We start from the raw sequence: 18,826 nt of genomic DNA on the forward strand, positions 1-18,826 counted from the left end.
AGCTGGTGCTCTCGGCCCGTCCTCGATTGGTTGTCAACCAATCATGCTGAACAGCAGTGTGATTCAGGTTCTAACCTCGTAGCTCCGCCGACGTGCGATTGGGAGTGCGGGTGATGCCGAAGGTTTGCGGGTCCGATCACCCGCACCCACCAAGTGCACTTGGCTTATGTGAACAAAGACGAGAGGGAGTTCACGAAGAGAATCCACTGAAGGAAGAACGGCACCTGTCTAAATCCTTTCTCTGAGAGGGAGTTACGGGGTTCTGTCGATGTCCCGGCGGGGCCGCGTAGGTCGGCACACGATGAGGTCGAAGCGTCACCATGCGGCCCTCGCGCCGGTCCATCTGATGAGACGGAGGCGACAACCCTCAAGTCAGGCAATCGCCGGGTTCCCGTCTCACGACTTTTCAACGGTGGCGGGGAGTCCGATCTGCACGTGAGGTCCAGTTCGGGTTCCCCGCCACTCGCTGTGAACGTGATTGGCCTGCCCTGGGCGTTAGGGCGAGCTTTCACGTCCTGAGACCGACATCTGTTGGGCAGTTGTCGATTTCAAGCGTTGGCCTCTTTAGGCGACGTGCTGGAGGTCGGGGCTGTTGGCCGGCTGGGAGTCGCTCGACGGTGTCAGCCACTCGGTGAGGACCTGGCCTGTCGAGTCGTCCATCTCTTGGTGAGGCCGATCGTTCTCGTGCCCGGCATCGAGTGAGCACGAAACGAGGCCGATGCCGACGACCGTGGTGAGGGAGGCGCACGGAGTCGAATCCGTGTAGCCGTGACGGGGCGTGGAAGCGGGTCGAAACCGTAACGGTTGAGGTTTCAGCAGCGATGTCATAGGTGCTCCAGTCGTGTGGACTGCGCTGTGCACCTAGGCTGGTAGGCCTGTGGGTGCGGTGCGTTCAGGCGCAGTTGTCATTCGCAGACACAGGACCCCGGGGCGTTCGGACGCCAATCACTTGCGCACCCGGGGTTTCTCTTACTTTGCTTCTGCCCCTCCTTCGATTAGGGGCATCGCCACCTCCACGTTCGGGACTGTGGAGAGCAACTGCCTGTCCTCCAGGTCAATAAAACGGTTCGACCTATCACGACATTTGCATCGTTTAAGGTCATGCACAGATTAGACCTTAGTGGAGGTGCGGCATGGTGTCTAGCAATGAACGGAATGCGACAGTGAGTCGACGCGTCTTGCGGGGGTTCGACCCGGCACGGCTGACGTCGCTGCGTGAAAGTAGAGGCATGAGCCGCGCGGATCTCGCGCGAAAGTCCGGGCTCGGAGGTGCCACCGTCCAGCAATGGGAAGCCGGCACCCGGAGTCCTCAGGTCGATACCTTGGCCCTCGTTGCGAAGACCCTGGGCTTGCCCATCAGTGAGCTTGTCGACGTCCCCCTGGATCAGCGGTTCCCCGGAGATTGGCGCGTCCTTCTCGGGCTCACGCAGCCGCAGCTGGGCCAGCAGGTGGGCATCAGTACGTCGATGATTGCTCGCATCGAGCGCGGCGAGGTGAAGCTGACCGATGAGAATGCTCGCCGCCTGGCGGCGGCACTTGAGATTGGTGTCGACGAGCTCGTTCGCAGTTACGAGCGGGCGCGAGACCGGCCGGCGGGCGTTCAGGCGTGACAAGGGTCGCCAGTTCCTGAATGGGCCTCGTCGTTGGGTCGACGTCGTGGACCGCAGCGACGGTGGGTGTAGCGCGGCGAGCGACGGCATGAGTGCAGTATGTACCGGCGATTGAAAACAGAGCAACTTAGAAGCAAAATTTTTGCAAATCAGGCCGAGGTGTAACGACACCGCTGTAGTTCTGAGCTGCATGTACGCGAATCCGGTACATTGACCCAGAAATTGCGATTTTTTTGCTTATCGGACATAGGATGCAGCAATGCAGGAAACAGACGACCTGGCCCGTTTTGGCAAGGTGGTGGCAGCGCGGCGGGCGAGGCTTGCGTTGACCAGGTTCGAGGTCCGTGATGCTGGTGGACCGTCGGACACCACACTTGGCAACATCGAAAACGACACTCTCGGTCGGGCACCTAGTCCGGCTGTGCTCAGGAAACTCGACCAAGGTCTGCGGTGGAGCAAAGGGAGTGCAGCTACCGTTCTCGCCGGTGGCGATCCTCTCCCTCTGGAGAACCTGTCGAACAGAAACTCCAGATCGGGCGGTGCCGCCGCCGAGCCGGATGCGATTGTGCTTCCTCTGGACGAAATCAACAATCTGTTCGGGCTGCACCGGCAGCTCAATGCCGCGCACGAGAGCTGTCGTGGCGCGGATCCTCCTCTAGAAGAATTCGACCAGGTCGTCGGAGGATTCAACGCCTTCGTTTCCCGCGTAGCCGGGCGGTATGCCACCGCAGTCTTGGAACGAAGTGGGGGCCCTGGAAGAACCCTCCCTCCGATGGCGGAGATGGCCTTCGGCCCGCTCCTTGATAGACCCGCTGACGACTACGACCCGGTCGAGCGCGAAGAACAGCTCTACCGCCGCTGGCTGGCCGGACGGCACGACGACATTGACGACGAGCTGGACGCCAGGTTCCAGGAGCGATGGGCGGAGCGCGAGTGAAGCAGTTGAAGTTGCGCAAAAAATGGGCAAGGGTGCTTGCTCGAGACCAAGCCTCTCGTAGTGCTCCGCGGGGAGAGAACGTTCGGAAGGAACAAACCACAATGGACAGCCAGCTACCGCTACACAATCGAATCAGCAGGCTATTCGGAGGCTTCCGACATCTGGGAGCACCCGATGATCTGGACCCGCAGGTCGCGGCGCATGTGAGCAAGAGCGTCGGTCGCCACGTCACTGCCGAGGAAGTGAAAGTGCTCCGCAGTCAGGCGGTCGATACCCCCGAGCGAGACGTCCTTGAGGCGATAGCCACCTTCTTCGAGTCGCCGGTTACCTATCTGGTCGGCACCACCGCCGAGCAGATGGACTACAACGCGCAGCTCGACTACTTCGACAATGTCCGGAACTCGCAGGCCACGGTATTTGCTCTACGAACTCGCGTACCGCAACTGACACCGGCAATCGCTGAGCGTCTGAGCGAGCTGGTCCGGGACACGCACGGACGTTTCGAGAAGCAGAATCGGCACGAACCGGCCGAGGCCGGCGAATCGACATAATGAGCTCGGTCCGAGACGCTGCCGCTGCAGCGAGAACTATCGACGACCCCGAGCTACGTGCCAGATCTTTCCTCGACACGCTGCAACTGCAGTTTGCGAGACCCTGGTCGATCGACCGATTTGTCGCCGAGGTCGGGTTCAAGATCGGCCGTGTCATTGTGATCCTCGATCTACCTGACGATCTGAGTGAAAGCGGCGAGGTCTCGGGCTTTTGGGTACGAACTGCCCCGGTCGATGTCATCTACGTCCGTGCGGACGTAGATCCGCTCTTCCGTGAACAATGCATCCTCCACGAAGTCGCACACATACTTCTCGGTCACGATGCCGATGTCGTTGTCACCGAGGACATTCTGGTCGAATCGTTCATGAGAATGGCTCCCGCCATTCCCAGAACAATGATCAGCGCACTTGCCGAGGAACAACGGGCGAAGGTGTGCTTCACACGAGTCCCGGATTTCCTTCAGCCCATCGAAGCAGAGGCCGAATGGCTCGGCACACTCATGCTTGCCCGCGCCGATTCCCTACGCAAGCCGTTCTACCCGGAGAATATCGACTCGAAAGACAAGGAGACCCTGCGCCGGGTGGCCACTATCTTTGGGTGGCAAATGTGAGCACGTTCTTCGAGGCAATACTGCCAATAGTGTTGCTGGTGTTCGGTCTTCAACGCCTACCCTTGTACAGGCGGAGGCCGCAAACTCGCCCCATGACGGTGCTACTGCTCACCCTCAGTGTTGCGCAGATGTTCAGAATTCACGCGCTGGCAGACGACAAGCTCGACCCTGTCATACACGACGTAACGGGCCTGTGGAACATATCTGTCCTGATAGCTCAGGCCTTGGCGATTTGCGCCGCAACACAATGGGTCGGGGTGGTGGCTCACTCGACCCAACGTAGTTTTCCACGTCGCTATCGCTACGCAGTCACCACGGCGTTGGTCGGCGGTCTGGTCATCTCATTTCTGCTCTCCCCCGCGCCGTCGAGACCGACTTACTACCTCAGTCAGACCTTTGCAGCCGAAGGCTGGATGCTGGTCTACTGGGTCATCTTTCTCGGAAGCCTGTCGTTGTGCGTGGTAGTGCCGTTCTACCTGTTGGTCCGCATGGCCTTGATCGTGAAGACCGGAGAATTGGCGCGCGTCCTCACCGCTGCTGCGGTGGCGTGCGGGATGATCCTGCTCTACGCAGTTCACAAGATCGTGTACCTAGTGACGTTCGCCCGCGGGATAGAGAACTGGTACACCGACCATACCGTTCAGATATCGCTCTTTCTCATTATGTCGCCGCTGCTTGTCGCCGGATACGTTGCGTGGGTATATATCTGGACGACACTGCTTCCTCGCGTCCAGCGGTACCGACGCATCGTTGCGTACATGGATGAGTGGCAGGCCCTGGCGACTCGAAGCAACGCCATCCTTGCGGACACTCTGATCCCGAGCTCCAAGCGGGCTGCCTGGCGTGCCAGCAGAAATTCCGTCGCGTCTACCCGTCTCATGGTCGAGATGGTCGACGGCGAAGACGGTAAGGCAACCTCCGCGGGGGCGACTAGAAGATGAACGGGATCAAGCGCTTAGAGCGCGTCATGTATTCGGCGTACCCCTCTCCTATCCCCTCGAGCATCGCGGCTTCTTCCGACGGAATCCGGTGGACGTATCCACCTGCCAGAAATGACACCATCACGGGGGAAAGCCAGTTCCCGTACGCGATGGAGAATCCCAGCGCGCAGATCAATGCCCCCGTGTACGAGGGGTGTCGGATCAACCGGTACGGGCCCGTCTGCACCACCAGTTGCTCTGGATGCGTGTGGACCTTGAATGTGAAGGACTCTCCGAGCTTCCGCGCCGAAGCCAGCCGGAGGGCCTGCCCGAGGGCAGCGGTGGTCAATCCCGCGACGAAGATCGTTCGCGGGTGCCGACTAACGACGGTTGCCGGCGAGGCGACGCTGAGCACGAGGCCTCCGCCGTACGCCAGTGCAAGGCCACGGCCAACTGCTCTACCGGACCCGTTGTCCCGATTCACAGAACCCGCTCGCGGCCTCCGCTTGCCCATCCTGTACTCCGACAACGCAAATCCCGCGAAAGCGGCGGCCAAAACCGCAGCGGCCGGTCGACTGGTCACGAACAAGGGCAGCCTCTTGACGATCATGCGACACAGCTTCTCAGACTCAGTAGCCGCTCCGAGACGAGCAGGGTACCGACCAACTTCAAGGACTAACGCATGACGACGGCGACCCGACCGATCAAAGGCCTGGCGCTGGTTGGGGTCGGTGCGTTTCTCGCCGCATCCTCGGCAACAATGTCTCTCTACATGGCTCCACAGCTAGTGAAGACGCCTCTCGACGTCGACTCCGCAACGGTCGCAACGGGTACCGCGACCTTGCTCGACACCGAAGCGCTCATTCAGGGCGTCTCGAAAGTCGATCGCGACGTCCCCATTCGCGTCTTGCAGCAGGTCACTGTCGAAGAACCGTCCGACAGCAACAAGATCACGATGCAATCCGCTGTGTTGCTGCAACGAGACGATAGACCTGGTGAACGAGGAACGGTCAACGCAACCGTCGACAGATTCACCGCCGACCGCAGAACTGCGATGCCGATGGACGATCCGATCGGGTCGATCCAGAAGTACAACGATCAACCCGCCGACGAAGTCACGCACGACGGGCTCTCGCTTAAGTTTCCGTTCGACGTCGAAAAGAGGTCCTATCCGTACTTCGATACGACCGCTCGCCGCAGCCAGGAGATCCAGTTCGACGGCCAGACCACCATCAACGGCCTGGACGTCTACCGGTTCGTTCAGGACATCGTGCCGCTCGACACTGGCGGCAAGCTCAGCCTCCCTGCGTCGTACTGGGGTATCGACGGGGACGAAGAAATTCTGATGCACCGGTTCTACAAAGCACGCCGTGAGCTGCTCGTCGAGCCCACGACAGGTGCAATCGTCTTCGGGAAACAAGCGGTCCACCAGTACTACGGCCGCACGGCTGACGACCCCTCGGCGGTGACCATCGTGGAAATGTCGCCGGAGCTCGACGCCGCCACTGTCGACGAGCAGGTGCAGCGGGCAGTCGAGTCCAAACGACTCATCGATTGGGCCGAGATCTACGGTCCGCTGACGGCCGGTGGTCTGGGCGTTGTATGCCTCGTTTTGGGGGCTGTAGTGATTCGTCGCCATTCACGCACTTCAGAGCCGCTGGCGGAGAAGCCCCAGGCCCTGGCTGATGCCCCCCGCTGATGGCTGCCAGACAGTCAATGCGACAGAAGCCTGGCCCAGTTTCGGCGTGTCTGCGGACGATGCCACGACACTCGAGACAGGATTGGTGGACGCGGGGATGACGGTCCCTCGTCGAGACCGGAGGAGACCACCAGTGCCTCAAAACAGCAAGGGCAAGCGCAAGGCTCTGAGAGCTCGTGCGCCGGAGGAGATCATTCCGACAATCGAGCGCATGGCGCGAGAGGCCGGCTGCAGTTCGGTCAGTCAGTACCTCTCCGACATGTTGTGCCTGGTGGCCGAACGACCCGATCTCGTTCGAGAGCTGAACCAGGAGGTGTTGCCGCTCTCCGCATGACGTGACGCAAGGCCTCTCAGCTCGAATACGGAAGGGCGTTCCGTAGGGCTAGCTGGAGGAAAATACAGCGACACACGCCAGACCCGAGACACGAAAAACCCCCCGGCTCTTGTTGGGCAAGAAACGAGGGGCATTCGAGTTTGGTGAGAAGCGAGCTACCAACTCGATTCTCGGTGTTGCGCTTCCCCACGAAAGGGACTGTCTTGGTGGACAGGTCTCAGGGTACATCGCGCCCTGATGAAGATTCAAGATTTGGTGCTCGTGTCGGGTCGACGATGTCGACACCCGACAACACTTGGGGACGTCTGTCTCCGTTGATGGCCGCGCGTCGGTCTATGCGGGTCTGGAGTGCCGACAGTGGCAAGTTCGATACCTCACGGAGTCTGACGAAGCGCCTGCCGGCCGTGCCGGCCGCAGTGCCGATCTATGCGCGCGGCCGTACGAGCCTGTTAGCGCTGGACTTCGACGCCAAACATCACAGTCCTGAGCAGGTCGACGCCGACGTCGATCGCGCACTCGAATGGCTCCATGAATGCGGCGCGCGCACAATCACCGACCGCTCGACGAGCGGCGGCCGCCACGTTCTGGTCCCCATGGCCACCGATATGCCTCTGCGCGTCGACGACATCAAAATGGTCATGCAGCTACTTGGTGCCCGGTTGGTCACCCTGGACGCCACACCGATGCTCAACGCAGACTGGGGATGCATCACTCCCCCTGGCTCACCATGCCGAGAGGGCGGCTACCGACTCCTCGACGGCACCCTCGACGACGCAATAGACGCCTTCACCGTCCGCTCCGACCGCGGTGTCATCGCGCGTCTGATCGCTTTGCTGGGGGGCGCGACCACTCCCCGCCACCGAACCCCAGTGGCCGCAGTTGCAGCCTCCCTCACCCAGGACGAACGCCTCGTCGGCGTCGGACGCGATCGACGCCTGGACCCGCGCTTCCACCGCACCACACCTGTCCCCCATGCCGTCGAGACGTACGCGGCCACAGGCAAGTTCACCAAGGCTCACAAAGCCCTCTGGACATCTCCGTCAGAAGCACGCCAGTCCGTCATCAGCCACGCCGTCCTCCGCGGTGCCAGCACTGCGGACATCGAGAAGTCACTCGCCACCTCCGAGTGGGCCGGGCTGCGTCACGCCTACATCGACAAGTACGGGTCTCATTCAGCCGCAGCCTTGCAACGGGACGTGGAAAAGGCCCTGACCTGGGCCGCAACGATTGTGCGTCCATTCCACCAACTCACGCACAAGAAAAAATACACAGGGGGGGATGGTTCCTTCCTGAAAGATCGAGTTCGTCAGCAATGGCTGGCGCACGCGAAGATGTGGATCGACTCAGAATTCCTCGGTACTCGCCAACGCCCCGTCCTACTAGCGGTGGTGCAGGCGCTCGCTTACACATCTGCGTTGGCGGGGGAATTGGTGGAGGGAGTCCCAGTGGTCGCAGTTGGTGGTCGAAGCCTGTCGCATGCAGCGGGGCTGATGTCGGAATCGACTGTGTGGAGTGGCCTGAGACTGCTTAGAGAGACCCCAGGTTCTCCCCTGCTACTGGTGTCGCGCGGGGCAGGTCGAGAAGCGGACCGCTACGCCCTGACCACTCCAGCCACGATCCAGAGTCCAGGAGCAGCGCATATCGAGCGAGCGCGGGTCGAGCCCGTGCATCCGGCATGGAGCGTGCTTGGTCTACGTGGTCGGGCGGTGTACGAGCTGCTCAAGGCCGGCCTGGCCACCGACGTCGAGGACATCTTTGCCGCTGCAAAGCTCCGACCGTCCAACGGATACGCGATCCTCGCGGACCTAACAACTGCTGGGCTCATCGAGCGAAACAATGCAACCTTGACCCTAGGACGCCGCACGCTGGACGACGTAGCGGCCGCTCACGGTGTGGAAATGGTCGTGGCCGACCGCATTGTTCGGCACCGAGCCGAACGGCTCTTGTGGCAGGTGTGGCTTGAGAACCGGTTCTCCGCTCCATCCCGTGACTCCGCTACGCGCGACCAGACAATTCTCCCGCCTGCCGAGGCCGCTCCCCTGCCTGGCGACGCAGATTCGGAGGCTCTTTGGGCAGCACTCATGAAGGCTGGTCCACCGCCAAGAGATCCGGTGTTAGAGGCAGTCGAGATACTCGGTGACCTTCTAGGGGCGGTCATTGTGGATACGTCGTAGCCGCTTCGGAAACGGGGCTTGAGGTCGGTCGCCGGCCCCACTTATCTGTCAGCTGTGCTCCGTACCACCCATCGGCTATCCGCATCCTGAGGTTCACCCCGAAAAGTGGACAGTGGCTACGCGGCCATAATCGGCGCGTTCAGTGACTGTTCGTAATTGTGGGGGCTGAGCATTCCGATCGTGGAGTGCCTACGTCGAGTGTTGTAGAAGTTCATCCAGTTGTCAACTGCAGCAACCAATTCGGTCCTGTACGCGAACGTATGTCGGTAGTAGTACTCGTGCTTGAACGTCGACCATAAACTCTCCGCGCCGGCGTTGTCCCAGCATATGCCGGTCGCGCCCATCGAGCGCCGCAACCCGTACCGTTCGCATGCCTGCTTCATGATCTCGGCGGTGTATTGACTTCCCCTGTCCGAGTGAAGGATTGTGCCCGCGACGTCGCCGCCACGTCCGGCAACTGCCATGTCCAGAGCGTCGAGGACGAGCTCGGTGCGCATGTGATCGGCGACGGCCCACCCGAGGACCTTTTTCGAGTGCTCGTCCTTGATGGCGCACAGGTACATATCGCCCTCGCCGCAGGTCAGGTACGTGATGTCCGAGGTCCACACCGCATCGACGTGCCCCTGATCGAACCGGCGCTGCACCAGATCCTCGGGGAACGAGGCCAACGGGTCGACCACGGTGGTGCGGATCTTGAACGTACGTGGGCTGATCCCCACGACGCCGAGGGAGCGCATGATCGTGGCGACGGTCTTCTCGGTGATCACCTCGCCTCGATCGTGAAGTTCGGCGGTGATGCGCGGTGCTCCGTAGACGCCTTTCGACTCCTGGTGGATCGCGAGGATCTTGATCTCCAGATCGGCTCTACGTTGCTGCCGCTGCGCCAATCTGGTTGTCACACTGCGTCCTTGGTGTTTGTAGAAACCGGATGTCGACACTTCGAGCAGGCGTGCCATCCGGTGGACTGCGGAGTTCGCGTACTCCGCGGCCATCAACGTGTAGAGCTCTACTTTTGTTGATTGGCTGCGAAGTACGCGGACGCTTTTTTCAGGAACGCGATGTCTTTCTCCTGCTCGGAGACCTGCCGGCGTAACCGGGCCAGCTCGGTGCGTTCGGCGGCCGTGAGCGGCTGGTCACCGGATGCTGCGGCGGCTTCGATCCGGCGGCGTTCGTCGGCGACCCAGCGGCCGAGCAGTCCTTCGTTGATGCCCAGTTCGCGGGCGACCTCGGCGATGGTGCGGCCGGAATCGATCACCCTACGGGCGGCCTCGACCTTGTATTCGGTCGTGAACGACCTGCGTTTGCGGGACATGCGGACATCCTTCCAGCGGAACCATCGGTCCCGCTATCTCGGTGTCCACCATCCGGGGTGAACCTCATCCGAGGACGGTCCGACGCTAGCGTGGTGCGGCGATGCTTGAGCAAACCTATAGAGAGGCGGGTTATGACCGACTGGGTTGTAGCGGCGGAAGAATTACGCGCCGAGCTGTTGGCCCCGGACGCGAATGATGTCGACTGCTCGGGGGTGATACCGGCCTCGCATTTCGACGCGCTGCGCAGCAGAGGTTTCTACGGACTTGCGTTCAAGTCGCAGGATCCGATCCGGACACTTGCGGACACCGGCGAAGTGCTGGTCAGCGGCTGCCTCGCCACAGCATTCGTATGGGCGCAACACCACGGCACGCTGCTACGCCTGGCCACATCGAGCAACGAGGGCCTGAAAGCTAAGTATCTGACGGCACTGCAGACGGGCGACATGCGCGCAGGTGTTTCCGGCAGTGGCTATGCCAGCCCACGGAAGCCGCTGGTCAAAGCAGTTCGAGTAGCTGGCGGCTACTCGATTACAGGGACCTCGCCCTTCGTAACGGGATGGAACGGTCTCACCGAGGTCATCGGTGTGACCGCGTACGACGAGGCAGCGGGACAGCAAGTTACGTTCCTTGCCCACGCCGAGGACGTCTCAGGCTTGGTAAGCGATCGCCTAGAACTGACGGCCGCGCACGCCTCACATACGGTCAGACTCACCTTCGACAGGCTTCATGTACCCGACGACATGGTCATGAGTGTGTCATCGGCGTCAAAGAAGGACGGTTCGGAACTGAGTGACATGGATCGGGCTGTGACCCGCTTGAACGGCTCCCTCGCTCTCGGAACGGCGAAGGCATCCCTCTTGGAGTTGGCTGCAATGGGCCGGTCCAACGACATCCTCGATGCGAGACACAACGAGATCAGAGCCACGCTCACTCGCGCGATCACCGAGCGGCAGATTGACATCTTCGGAGTGCGCGCTGCCGCAAGCCGATTCAGTGTGGACGTTGCGAACCATTTGGCGAGCGAGGCTGGAAGTGGAGCGATATTGCGAGGCGCGACACCTGAACGGCTTCTCCGTGAAGCTGCTTTCAGTCTTGTATGTACAACGACGCCGGAGATGAAGGCGCACTTGCTACGTGAGGCGGCACATCGGTACGACCTCTCGGTTGCGTAAGACGGAGGCCGCAAACCCGCGTGCTGACTGTTGCCTCAACTGATCAACTGGATCTGGGACGCGCAACGGTGGCTGCCCCAGTCCCCCGGTTGGGGCAGTCGTGCCCCGTCTGTGGAAGATGTTTCGGCCTCCCCTAGTGGCTATGGCCGCCTATATGGGCGATCGGGATGTCGCGCCGCTTCCCTGGTGAGCGGTGGTGAACGCCGGAGTTGCAGGCTGTTGCGGGCCGTTGCGCTTGGGCGCAATAGCCTCCGTCTGCCCATATGGGCAGTTATATAACATTATATGTGCTTACAGTACCTAGCCTAGATACGCTAGATACTGTAAGCTAACATTACTCAATATCCGGTATTATTTGCTTTGCTCTTCTTTAATAGTGAAAGCGTATATACGCTGGGCTTACGTACTATTCGCTAAGCATTACCCAGTTCCACTTCGGTCCATATGTCCCCGTAAGTGCACCCCCATCTGCTTTGTTCCTCGGCTCTCCCTCTGACACGGGGGAGGGGGGTGGTCGCATCAACGAACGAGAGGGAGAAGAAACACCGCTATGACAATTACTGCGATCGCGAACCTGAAGGGTGGCGTCGGCAAGACCACCATCGTGAACGGTCTAGCCCACGCAGCGGCCAGCGTGCAGCAAACCTGCTTGGTCGTTGACGCTGACTCTCAGGGGAATTCGACCAAGCATCTCACCAGTCACACTGTCGAAGATCCGCCTGAAGCGAGTCTCGCGGATGTGCTCGACCGAGATGTCGACTGTTCGACCGAGCAAGCCATCATTCAGGCGCGGCGTCCAGGCATAGATGTTCTGCCGAGCGGGTTCAGTGACCTTCAAGCAGTCATGGACACGCTGGTGGGGAAGACCGGCGGCGAGATGGCCGTCGACAGGGCGCTGAAAACGGTTTCAAACAAGTACGAGCACATCCTCATCGACTGCCGTCCCGCGATCGACCTTGTGTCCCGTGGAGCGCTGTTCGCCGCCGATAACGTTCTGATCGTCGTGAACCCCGAATCGGACGCAATCGACGGGTTCGACGCTATTCGCCAGTCGATCGAGGACCTTGAGCAGTACATGGGCAAGGTACTGCCTATTGCAGGCGTAGTCGTCAACAAGATCGACGGTCGCCGTGCCGATCATGCGAAGACGCTGGAGTACCTCAAGGAGTACGTGCAAGAGGCTGATATCCGAATCGTGGGGGAGCCGATACCGATGCTGACCGACATCAGCAAACTCACCAACGTGGGAATGGGCCTCGATGAACACCCCCGGCCCACGGGGCGGATCCGCAACCTTCACGAAAACTTCGTAAAGATTCTCAACGCAACAGGAGGGAAGGCATAGTGAGTAAAGAGATTCCGGCACCGCAGCTACCCGCCGCGCGCGCGCCTCGGCGCAACACGTTCGCGCAGGCGGCGGCACCGGCGCAACGCGAAGCTGAGGCCGCGACACCGCCGGTAGCGTCACCGTCTCGGCCGCCGTCTCAGCCGGCGAGCACGCCAGAAGTTGAGGTTGGCGCGAAGGAGAGATCCAAGCGGATGGAAGGAACGAAGGACATTCTGCTCTCGATGCCCTCGTCTCAGAAAGAACGGATGGAGGCCACCATCGCCCACACGCAGGCATACACCGGTGTCAAGCATCAGCAGGTCTTCATCAGGACTGCAGTCGAGCGGTTGTGTGAACAGCTGGAACGGCAGTACAACAACGGCCAGCGATACAAGTTGCCCCCGGCCGCACCTTCCCTATAGCGCCCCTATGGGCGCTATAGGGGGTATGGGCGAGTCGTTCCGCATCGCCCACATCCCCGCAGCGTCTTAGGCGTTGCGTTCGTGTCAAAGCCCACGCCGACCCCGAAAGGCCCCGATAGTGCGCTCACACCACCGGGGCCGGTCGATCACAGATTGGACCTGCGATCAATGAACAACGCTAGTGCCTCTATCGAACCGGTCGAAGACCACGTCGACCACACCAGCGTCGACCTCGCCGGCACGGTATTCATCCACCCTCGAGTGCTGATCGGCGCACTGGCCACTGCCATTGTGCTGACGGTCGGTATCGCCGCTGCATCCTTCTGGCTGTCCTTCGGAGCGCTCCGGGATCTCGCCACAATGGCCGGCACCGAGCCTGGCCGAGCCTGGGTGATACCCGTAGTCCTCGACGGCGCAATTGTGGCCACCACCGTTACCGCGATTGCACTGTCACACCACACGGACCCGCGGACGGTACGAGGACGGCGATTCGTCCTCTGCGTTCTTGCTGTTGCAGCCGGCGCATCCATAGCCGGAAACGCGTACCACGCAACGTTGACCTCGACCGTAATGCCGGCTTTCGTCGCCGCGGGCATCGCGACCATCGCTCCGGTCTTCCTGCTCGCCATGACCGAAGTCCTCGCTGTCATCCTCCGAGCTCCACGCGCCAGTCGCGCCGCAGCAATGCCTTTGTCACAGAACGTGATCGAGAGCGTGCCGAGTCCACACAGCCCGGGGGAGGTGCAGAGCGCGCCTAAAAGCGACAACAGCGCTCAGCAGCTCAGTGATCTACTCGATGAACATGGAGCACTCAACGACGACGTCTGGGAAACTGTCTACCTCTATCACAAGCATCCCGAGGTGCAGGGCAACTTCTCCGCCGTCTCCCGGATGCTCGAGGTGACCACCTCCACAGTCACACGGCGCTACGACAAGCTTGTCCAGCTCCTGATGGAAGTCGCGGAGACGAAAGCGCCGAACCGTGCTACAGCACCCCGCGCCGACTCGCAGGACGAACTCGGACCGATTGAGCCGGCGATCGAAGTCGACGAGCCGCACGTCGGGGGATACGCGGAGGCGACACGATGACACAGCGACGGGCAAAAAGGTTCTGCTTCCTGGTGCTCGCCGCTGAAACGTAGCTAAATGAGCCCGGGACCAACGATCGCGTGACTGCCCCGTTCTGCGGCTCGATATGTTGGGGACCGGGGGTTTACGATGAATCGACGAAAGGTCTTAACACGGCCATGGTGCGTGTGTATGAAATCGACAAGCTCGTTGCCGCCGCGCGTCAAAATGGATGGGCCAGCGCAGTATGCCCGGCAGTGCGGCTAGAGGCTGAAATCCCTTGGAGTACTTACACAGTAGTTCCCGGTCGGTCGCAAACTGGCGGCTTCGAGGACCTCAAACCTGCCGCCCCCGACAAGGCAAGACCGAGATCGCTCAGCGCGATCTTCGGGCACCAGCGACAACCACTTCATACCGACGGAGCGCACCTCGCAATACCTCCCGACATCGTGGTCCTCGCAGTCGATTCACCGAGCTCTGTTTCGACACTCCTATGGCGACAGACGACCCGTGGATTCGCTGACATCGGCGACGACCTCCAACACGGCTTATTTGCAGTTGACGATGGGCAGACAAGCTTTCTTGCCCCTGCCTGCGTTGGATGGCCCACTCTGGGCGGCGGCAGGGTCAGATTCGATCCTGGTTGCATGACGCCGGTCGATTCGCGGGCGCGTCGGGTCGTGGGGCACTTCTCAAAAGCGATCGATTCGGCGACGCAGTTTGCGTGGACAGAGCCCAACCAGGTGCTAGTGATCGACAACCGAAACGTGCTTCATGCACGCGATAACGTGGTGGACGAACCCGATAGGCTGATGCGCAGATTGATGCTCCGCGCTGATAGTGAGAATCAAATATGAGCGCACCGTACGATCACGAAGCTTTATGGCTGAAGGCTAAACTTTTTCTCAATCACGCGATGGATGATCCTGAAGTTCGATCTTTCGATGAACGTGCCTTGTGGTCTTCACTGGCTTTAGAGGCGCTCGCTAAAGCAGCCCTCTCTCGGCAGTCCCCATTGTTGATCGCGGTGCCCACGGAGGAGGGGACTAATGTTCTGATCGCACTGGGCCTTATCGGCGGCAATGCGCGATTCGAGTCCATACCCGCGAAATCTGTATATTCCAGGTGCGAGAAAGCATTCAGACCATTCAGTATGAGTGAAGCTCAAAAGACTTCCTGGGCGCGCAACGACTACATTCACGGTGCCTCTGCGTCGTTTACCAGACTGCCTGAAGCTGCGTGGTGGCCCAAGTATTGGGCGCAAGCCCACATTCTGGTGTCCGCTTGCGAAAAAGACCTAGACGCCTTGGTCGGACCGGATCGCGCAGAAATAGTTGAAAAGTATCTCGAGCAGAACAAAAAACACATTGAGCATAGGTGTGAAACCTTGATAGCGCGTGCCAAGCAACGGCGTGCGCAATATGAGTCAGGGACGCTGCCCGCTAAGGTCGCTAAAGAATGGCAGCCGGGCTCTGCACCCTCATCTGGTTTGAGCTATTCAAGTCCCCACCTCTGTCCCGCGTGTGAAAATATGGGTGAGTTAGAGGGTGACTCAAGAGTCGATTTTTCAACTGAATATCATGGGTCCTCGGACGGGGACTACGATATTTTTGTCACGCTGGTTGTCACTTCGGACTACTTCTCCTGCGGTCACTGTGGTCTTGTCCTTGACCAGTATGAGCTGATTTCACAGGCAGGCATTGAAGACACTTTCGAGACGGAAGGCGACATCGATGATATCGATCCGGGGGAAGATTACGGCAACGATTGAAAACCAGGTTGCATCGGATTCTGAGCGGGGTGTGACCGCGGGCAAGCACTAGGTCGAGGATCGGGTTACCTGCTAGGGGACTAACCCTTGTCGTATGTACCGACGCGACTGGGGTCGACCCACCGCACAACGATTTTTAGCAGGGTTCCGGTGGTGCGTCCTTCCATGGCTCCAAGGACACCGTTTGAGTGCTGCCCTCAGGCCCAGGCACCGCACCGCCCGACTGTTCCAGGTAGGTGCGCCAAGCCACGAGTGTTCTGACACCTATCTCGTCGCGCGCCTGTTCAGCGCTGAGCTGTTCGATAAGCAGTCGGCCGATGTCACTCATGACGGCAACCTCTTCTGATGGTGTTGAAGCATGAGAGCAGTGCGACAACGCACGCCCGGCTTGGCGATGACCGGATCGAACATCGGACCCTTCCTCAGTGGCCTCCTGCGGGTTTGAGTGTGCGTTTTGACCATCGTCATACCGGACGATCGTAAACGGCCACTGAGTGTCAAGTCACTGTCAGTTTCAGAAGACGGCTGCACTCTTTGCAGGCGTTTCGAGGGTGAGTGCACGTGTCTTCTGACATTCTGATGTCAGAAGTGCGGTGCACGGTCGCATGTTCGGCTCTCGGTGACAGGGAGGCTTGTGATGGACCCCGACAAGCTCGATGTCGTGGAGACCGGTGTGCTGACAGCGTCGGGGGAGCGGTGGTCCCAGGCCGAGGCCCGTTTCGCTGTCCTGGCTCCCTTGCTGGAGATGCATCCGGTGCGTTCGGAAGCGGTCGACGAGGCCGCGCAGCGGTTGGAATTGTCCAGGCGACAGGTCTACACGTTGGTCGGCAGGCTCAGGAACGGGACGGGGACAGTCACCGATCTTCTGACGAAGGTCTCGTCGGGAGGGCGTGGCCGCAGCCGAGTAACGGCTGAGGTCGAGGACGTGATCGGCGATCATCTCACCCGATATTTTCTTCACCGTCAGAAGCTGAGTGTCGCTGCGCTGCATCGACGTATCGCGTTGGCGTGCCACCGCGCGGGCCTACCAGCGCCGGCCAGAAATACCGTCACTGCGCGTATCGCAGCGCTCCATCCGGCATCGGTGGCCAGGTCCCGCGGAGGACCCGATGCCGCCCGCCCGCGTCAGTCCGCCGGCGACAGTCCACCGACGGTTTCGGGGATTCTCGATCAGGTCCAGATCGACCACACCGTCGTCGATCTGATGGTCGTTGACGAGTACGAGCGGCAACAGATCGGTCGCCCTTACCTGACTATCGCCATCGATGTCTTCAGTCGTTCCGTACTCGGGTTCGTCGTCACTCTGGAGCCGCCATCAGCGGTATCGGTCGGGTTGTGCCTGGGCCGGGTGTGCTGCGAGAAGCAGACATGGCTGGAGGCATGCGAGCTCGCGGAGCAGGTGCAGTGGCCGATGGCAGGGAAGCCGAAACAGTTGTATCTCGACAACGCCTCCGAGTTCAAAAGCGAAGCGCTGCGCCGCGGATGCGCCCAGCACGCCATCACACTCGAATACCGTCCTCCGGGCCGACCGCACTACGGCGGGATCGTCGAACGCATCATCGGAACGGCGATGACGGCGGTGCACGAGCTGCCTGGGACCACCTTCTCGAACCCAGCGGACCGAGGAAGTTACGACTCGGACAAGCACGCGGCGTTGACATTGCGTGAGTTGGAGCGCTGGCTGGTCCTGGCCATAGCCTCGTATCACGCGAGCGTTCACACAGGGATCGGGAACACTCCGGCCGCCGTGTGGGCCGGCGGGGTCGCCGCAGCTGGTCATGCCCCTCGTGTGGTGCTCGGCGAAACCGCGTTCCTGGTGGACTTTCTTCCCGTCATCCGGCGACGTTTGACGCGTACGGGCTTCGTTCTGGATCACGTGCACTACTTCTCGAACGCGCTCAAACCGTGGGTTGCGCGGCGAGAGGATTTGGGGCGGTTCGTGATACGACGTGATCCACGCGATTTGAGCAGAATCTGGGTCCTCGAGCCAGACGGTGTCGGCTATGTCGAGGTGCCGTACCGGACGATGTCACATCCCGCGGTGACACTGTGGGAGCACAGAGCTGCCATCACTCGTCTCCGCGAACAAGGTCGGTCGAACGTCGATGAGAGCGCACTGTTTTCGATGATCGAGCAGATGCGCGAGGTCACCGACCGCTCGCAGAAAGCCACCCGCAAAGCCCGGCGCAACCGTGCCCGCCCGGAGATGACCGACTACCTCCTCACTCGCTCCGAGGGCACCATCGGTGAACTGACAACGCTGCTCACTGCCGCCGCAGTGACCGCCGTCGACAGCGGAGAGGAAGCGATCACCTCATCGGTGCTCACACGCACTCCGTACGTCGGTCCCACGGAGCGACGCCGCCAGTTCGAGCGCCACCTCGCGTGAACGCGCGGCTCGCTGCGATGCCCGATGATGCGTACGTTCGCCCGTGGCCGCTGCACCCGCCGCCACTGCCAGGGGAGGTCCTCTCGTCCTGGTTGGCCCGGATATGCGAGCTGTATCCGCACATCAAGCCTTCTGACCTGCTTGCAGACCTCGATATCGATTGTGCTGTCGAGGATCTCGACCGCTACACACCGGAGCCGATACTTATCGAGCTGGCCGGTCGCGGCGCAGTCCCGGTGGAGAGGGTGCGGATGATGACGTTGGCGGGGTGGACACCGTGGTTGCTCGACAGCACCGACCCCGCCGACTGCGACTTCGACACCTACGTCCACCAATTCTCGATCCTGCTACCGGCCGACCTCGCGAGGCAGGATCGACGACGTCGCACACCCACGAGCGAGGCATGGTTGCCGTGGGCGAGCACTCCGCGCAGTCGGGCATGCCCGGCATGTATCGACAGCCTCGAATCCACTGCTGATATCAACATGACTCTGCTGCATCAATATCCGGTGCTGAGCAGCTGCCTCG

At 60.8% G+C, this 18,826-nt stretch carries 18 protein-coding genes; 15 read left to right on the top strand and 3 right to left on the bottom strand.

Annotated features, from left to right (window positions below):
• The first annotated feature begins 1,133 nt into the window (after window positions 1–1,133).
• The 5 genes from J1M81_RS03655 (at window position 1,134) to J1M81_RS03675 (ending at window position 4,650) form a co-directional block, all read left to right on the top strand.
• A complete protein-coding gene (locus tag J1M81_RS03655; RefSeq protein WP_206497620.1) occupies window positions 1,134–1,610 on the top strand; it encodes a helix-turn-helix domain-containing protein in 477 nt (158 codons plus the stop codon).
• 259 nt (window positions 1,611–1,869) lie between these two features.
• Window positions 1,870–2,547, top strand: coding sequence for a helix-turn-helix domain-containing protein (locus J1M81_RS03660; protein ID WP_206497621.1), 678 nt, complete (start codon window positions 1,870–1,872; stop codon window positions 2,545–2,547).
• Window positions 2,548–2,750: 203 nt separating this feature from the next.
• A complete protein-coding gene (locus tag J1M81_RS03665; protein WP_206497622.1) occupies window positions 2,751–3,098 on the top strand; it encodes a hypothetical protein in 348 nt (115 codons plus the stop codon).
• 158 nt (window positions 3,099–3,256) lie between these two features.
• Window positions 3,257–3,709 carry a hypothetical protein gene (locus J1M81_RS03670; protein WP_143544557.1) on the top strand — a complete coding sequence of 151 codons (453 nt, stop codon included), beginning with the start codon at window positions 3,257–3,259 and terminating at the stop codon, window positions 3,707–3,709.
• A gap of 92 nt (window positions 3,710–3,801) precedes the next feature.
• Window positions 3,802–4,650 (top strand): hypothetical protein, encoded by an 849-nt coding sequence (locus J1M81_RS03675; protein ID WP_206497623.1) that lies wholly within the window; start codon window positions 3,802–3,804, stop codon window positions 4,648–4,650.
• On the opposite strand, the gene J1M81_RS03680 is transcribed toward J1M81_RS03675, so the two are convergent.
• Window positions 4,640–5,239 (bottom strand): isoprenylcysteine carboxylmethyltransferase family protein, encoded by a 600-nt coding sequence (locus tag J1M81_RS03680; RefSeq protein ID WP_206497624.1) that lies wholly within the window; start codon window positions 5,237–5,239, stop codon window positions 4,640–4,642. The genes J1M81_RS03675 and J1M81_RS03680 overlap by 11 nt on opposite strands.
• A 72-nt stretch (window positions 5,240–5,311) precedes the next feature.
• Between J1M81_RS03680 and J1M81_RS03685 the strand changes: the two genes are divergently transcribed.
• The 3 genes from J1M81_RS03685 to J1M81_RS03695 all read left to right on the top strand — a co-directional run bounded on the left by J1M81_RS03685 (window position 5,312) and on the right by J1M81_RS03695 (window position 8,836).
• Entirely contained in the window at window positions 5,312–6,328 is a 1,017-nt protein-coding gene (locus tag J1M81_RS03685; RefSeq protein WP_206497625.1) for a DUF3068 domain-containing protein, read from the top strand.
• Window positions 6,329–6,461: 133 nt separating this feature from the next.
• The gene (locus J1M81_RS03690) at window positions 6,462–6,662 is read left to right on the top strand and encodes a hypothetical protein (RefSeq protein ID WP_037149368.1); all 201 of its coding nucleotides are present in this window, start codon (window positions 6,462–6,464) and stop codon (window positions 6,660–6,662) included.
• Between the two features lie 335 nt (window positions 6,663–6,997).
• Window positions 6,998–8,836 (top strand): hypothetical protein, encoded by a 1,839-nt coding sequence (locus J1M81_RS03695; RefSeq protein WP_206497626.1) that lies wholly within the window; start codon window positions 6,998–7,000, stop codon window positions 8,834–8,836.
• 116 nt (window positions 8,837–8,952) lie between these two features.
• On the opposite strand, the gene J1M81_RS03700 is transcribed toward J1M81_RS03695, so the two are convergent.
• Both J1M81_RS03700 and J1M81_RS03705 read right to left on the bottom strand, forming a co-directional pair.
• Window positions 8,953–9,828 carry an IS3 family transposase gene (locus J1M81_RS03700; RefSeq protein ID WP_241257671.1) on the bottom strand — a complete coding sequence of 292 codons (876 nt, stop codon included), beginning with the start codon at window positions 9,826–9,828 and terminating at the stop codon, window positions 8,953–8,955.
• A 14-nt stretch (window positions 9,829–9,842) separates the two neighbouring features.
• Window positions 9,843–10,148 carry a transposase gene (locus J1M81_RS03705; protein WP_065181100.1) on the bottom strand — a complete coding sequence of 102 codons (306 nt, stop codon included), beginning with the start codon at window positions 10,146–10,148 and terminating at the stop codon, window positions 9,843–9,845.
• 105 nt (window positions 10,149–10,253) lie between these two features.
• On the opposite strand from J1M81_RS03705, the gene J1M81_RS03710 reads away from it, so the two are divergent.
• The 7 genes from J1M81_RS03710 to J1M81_RS03750 form a co-directional block, all read left to right on the top strand.
• Entirely contained in the window at window positions 10,254–11,321 is a 1,068-nt protein-coding gene (locus J1M81_RS03710; protein WP_241257672.1) for an acyl-CoA/acyl-ACP dehydrogenase, read from the top strand.
• Between the two features lie 550 nt (window positions 11,322–11,871).
• The gene (locus tag J1M81_RS03715) at window positions 11,872–12,666 is read left to right on the top strand and encodes a ParA family protein (RefSeq protein WP_206497627.1); all 795 of its coding nucleotides are present in this window, start codon (window positions 11,872–11,874) and stop codon (window positions 12,664–12,666) included.
• A gap of 194 nt (window positions 12,667–12,860) precedes the next feature.
• Window positions 12,861–13,070: a hypothetical protein gene (locus J1M81_RS03720; protein ID WP_094661813.1), complete on the top strand. Its 210-nt coding sequence runs from the start codon at window positions 12,861–12,863 to the stop codon at window positions 13,068–13,070.
• Window positions 13,071–13,238: 168 nt separating this feature from the next.
• Entirely contained in the window at window positions 13,239–14,159 is a 921-nt protein-coding gene (locus J1M81_RS03725) for a DUF2637 domain-containing protein (RefSeq protein WP_206497628.1), read from the top strand.
• Window positions 14,160–14,991: 832 nt separating this feature from the next.
• Window positions 14,992–15,909 (top strand): hypothetical protein, encoded by a 918-nt coding sequence (locus J1M81_RS03735; RefSeq protein ID WP_206497630.1) that lies wholly within the window; start codon window positions 14,992–14,994, stop codon window positions 15,907–15,909.
• Window positions 15,910–16,546: 637 nt separating this feature from the next.
• Complete coding sequence (locus J1M81_RS03740; protein ID WP_241257673.1) at window positions 16,547–18,298, top strand: Mu transposase C-terminal domain-containing protein; 1,752 nt, start codon at window positions 16,547–16,549, stop codon at window positions 18,296–18,298.
• Between the two features lie 17 nt (window positions 18,299–18,315).
• Window positions 18,316–18,826, top strand: a 511-nt coding sequence (locus tag J1M81_RS03750; protein WP_241257674.1) for a TniQ family protein, incomplete at its 3' end; no start/stop codon positions are given.

The sequence above is a fragment of the Rhodococcus sp. KRD175 genome (genome assembly GCF_017168275.1).
GTDB lineage: Bacteria > Actinomycetota > Actinomycetes > Mycobacteriales > Mycobacteriaceae > Rhodococcoides > Rhodococcoides fascians.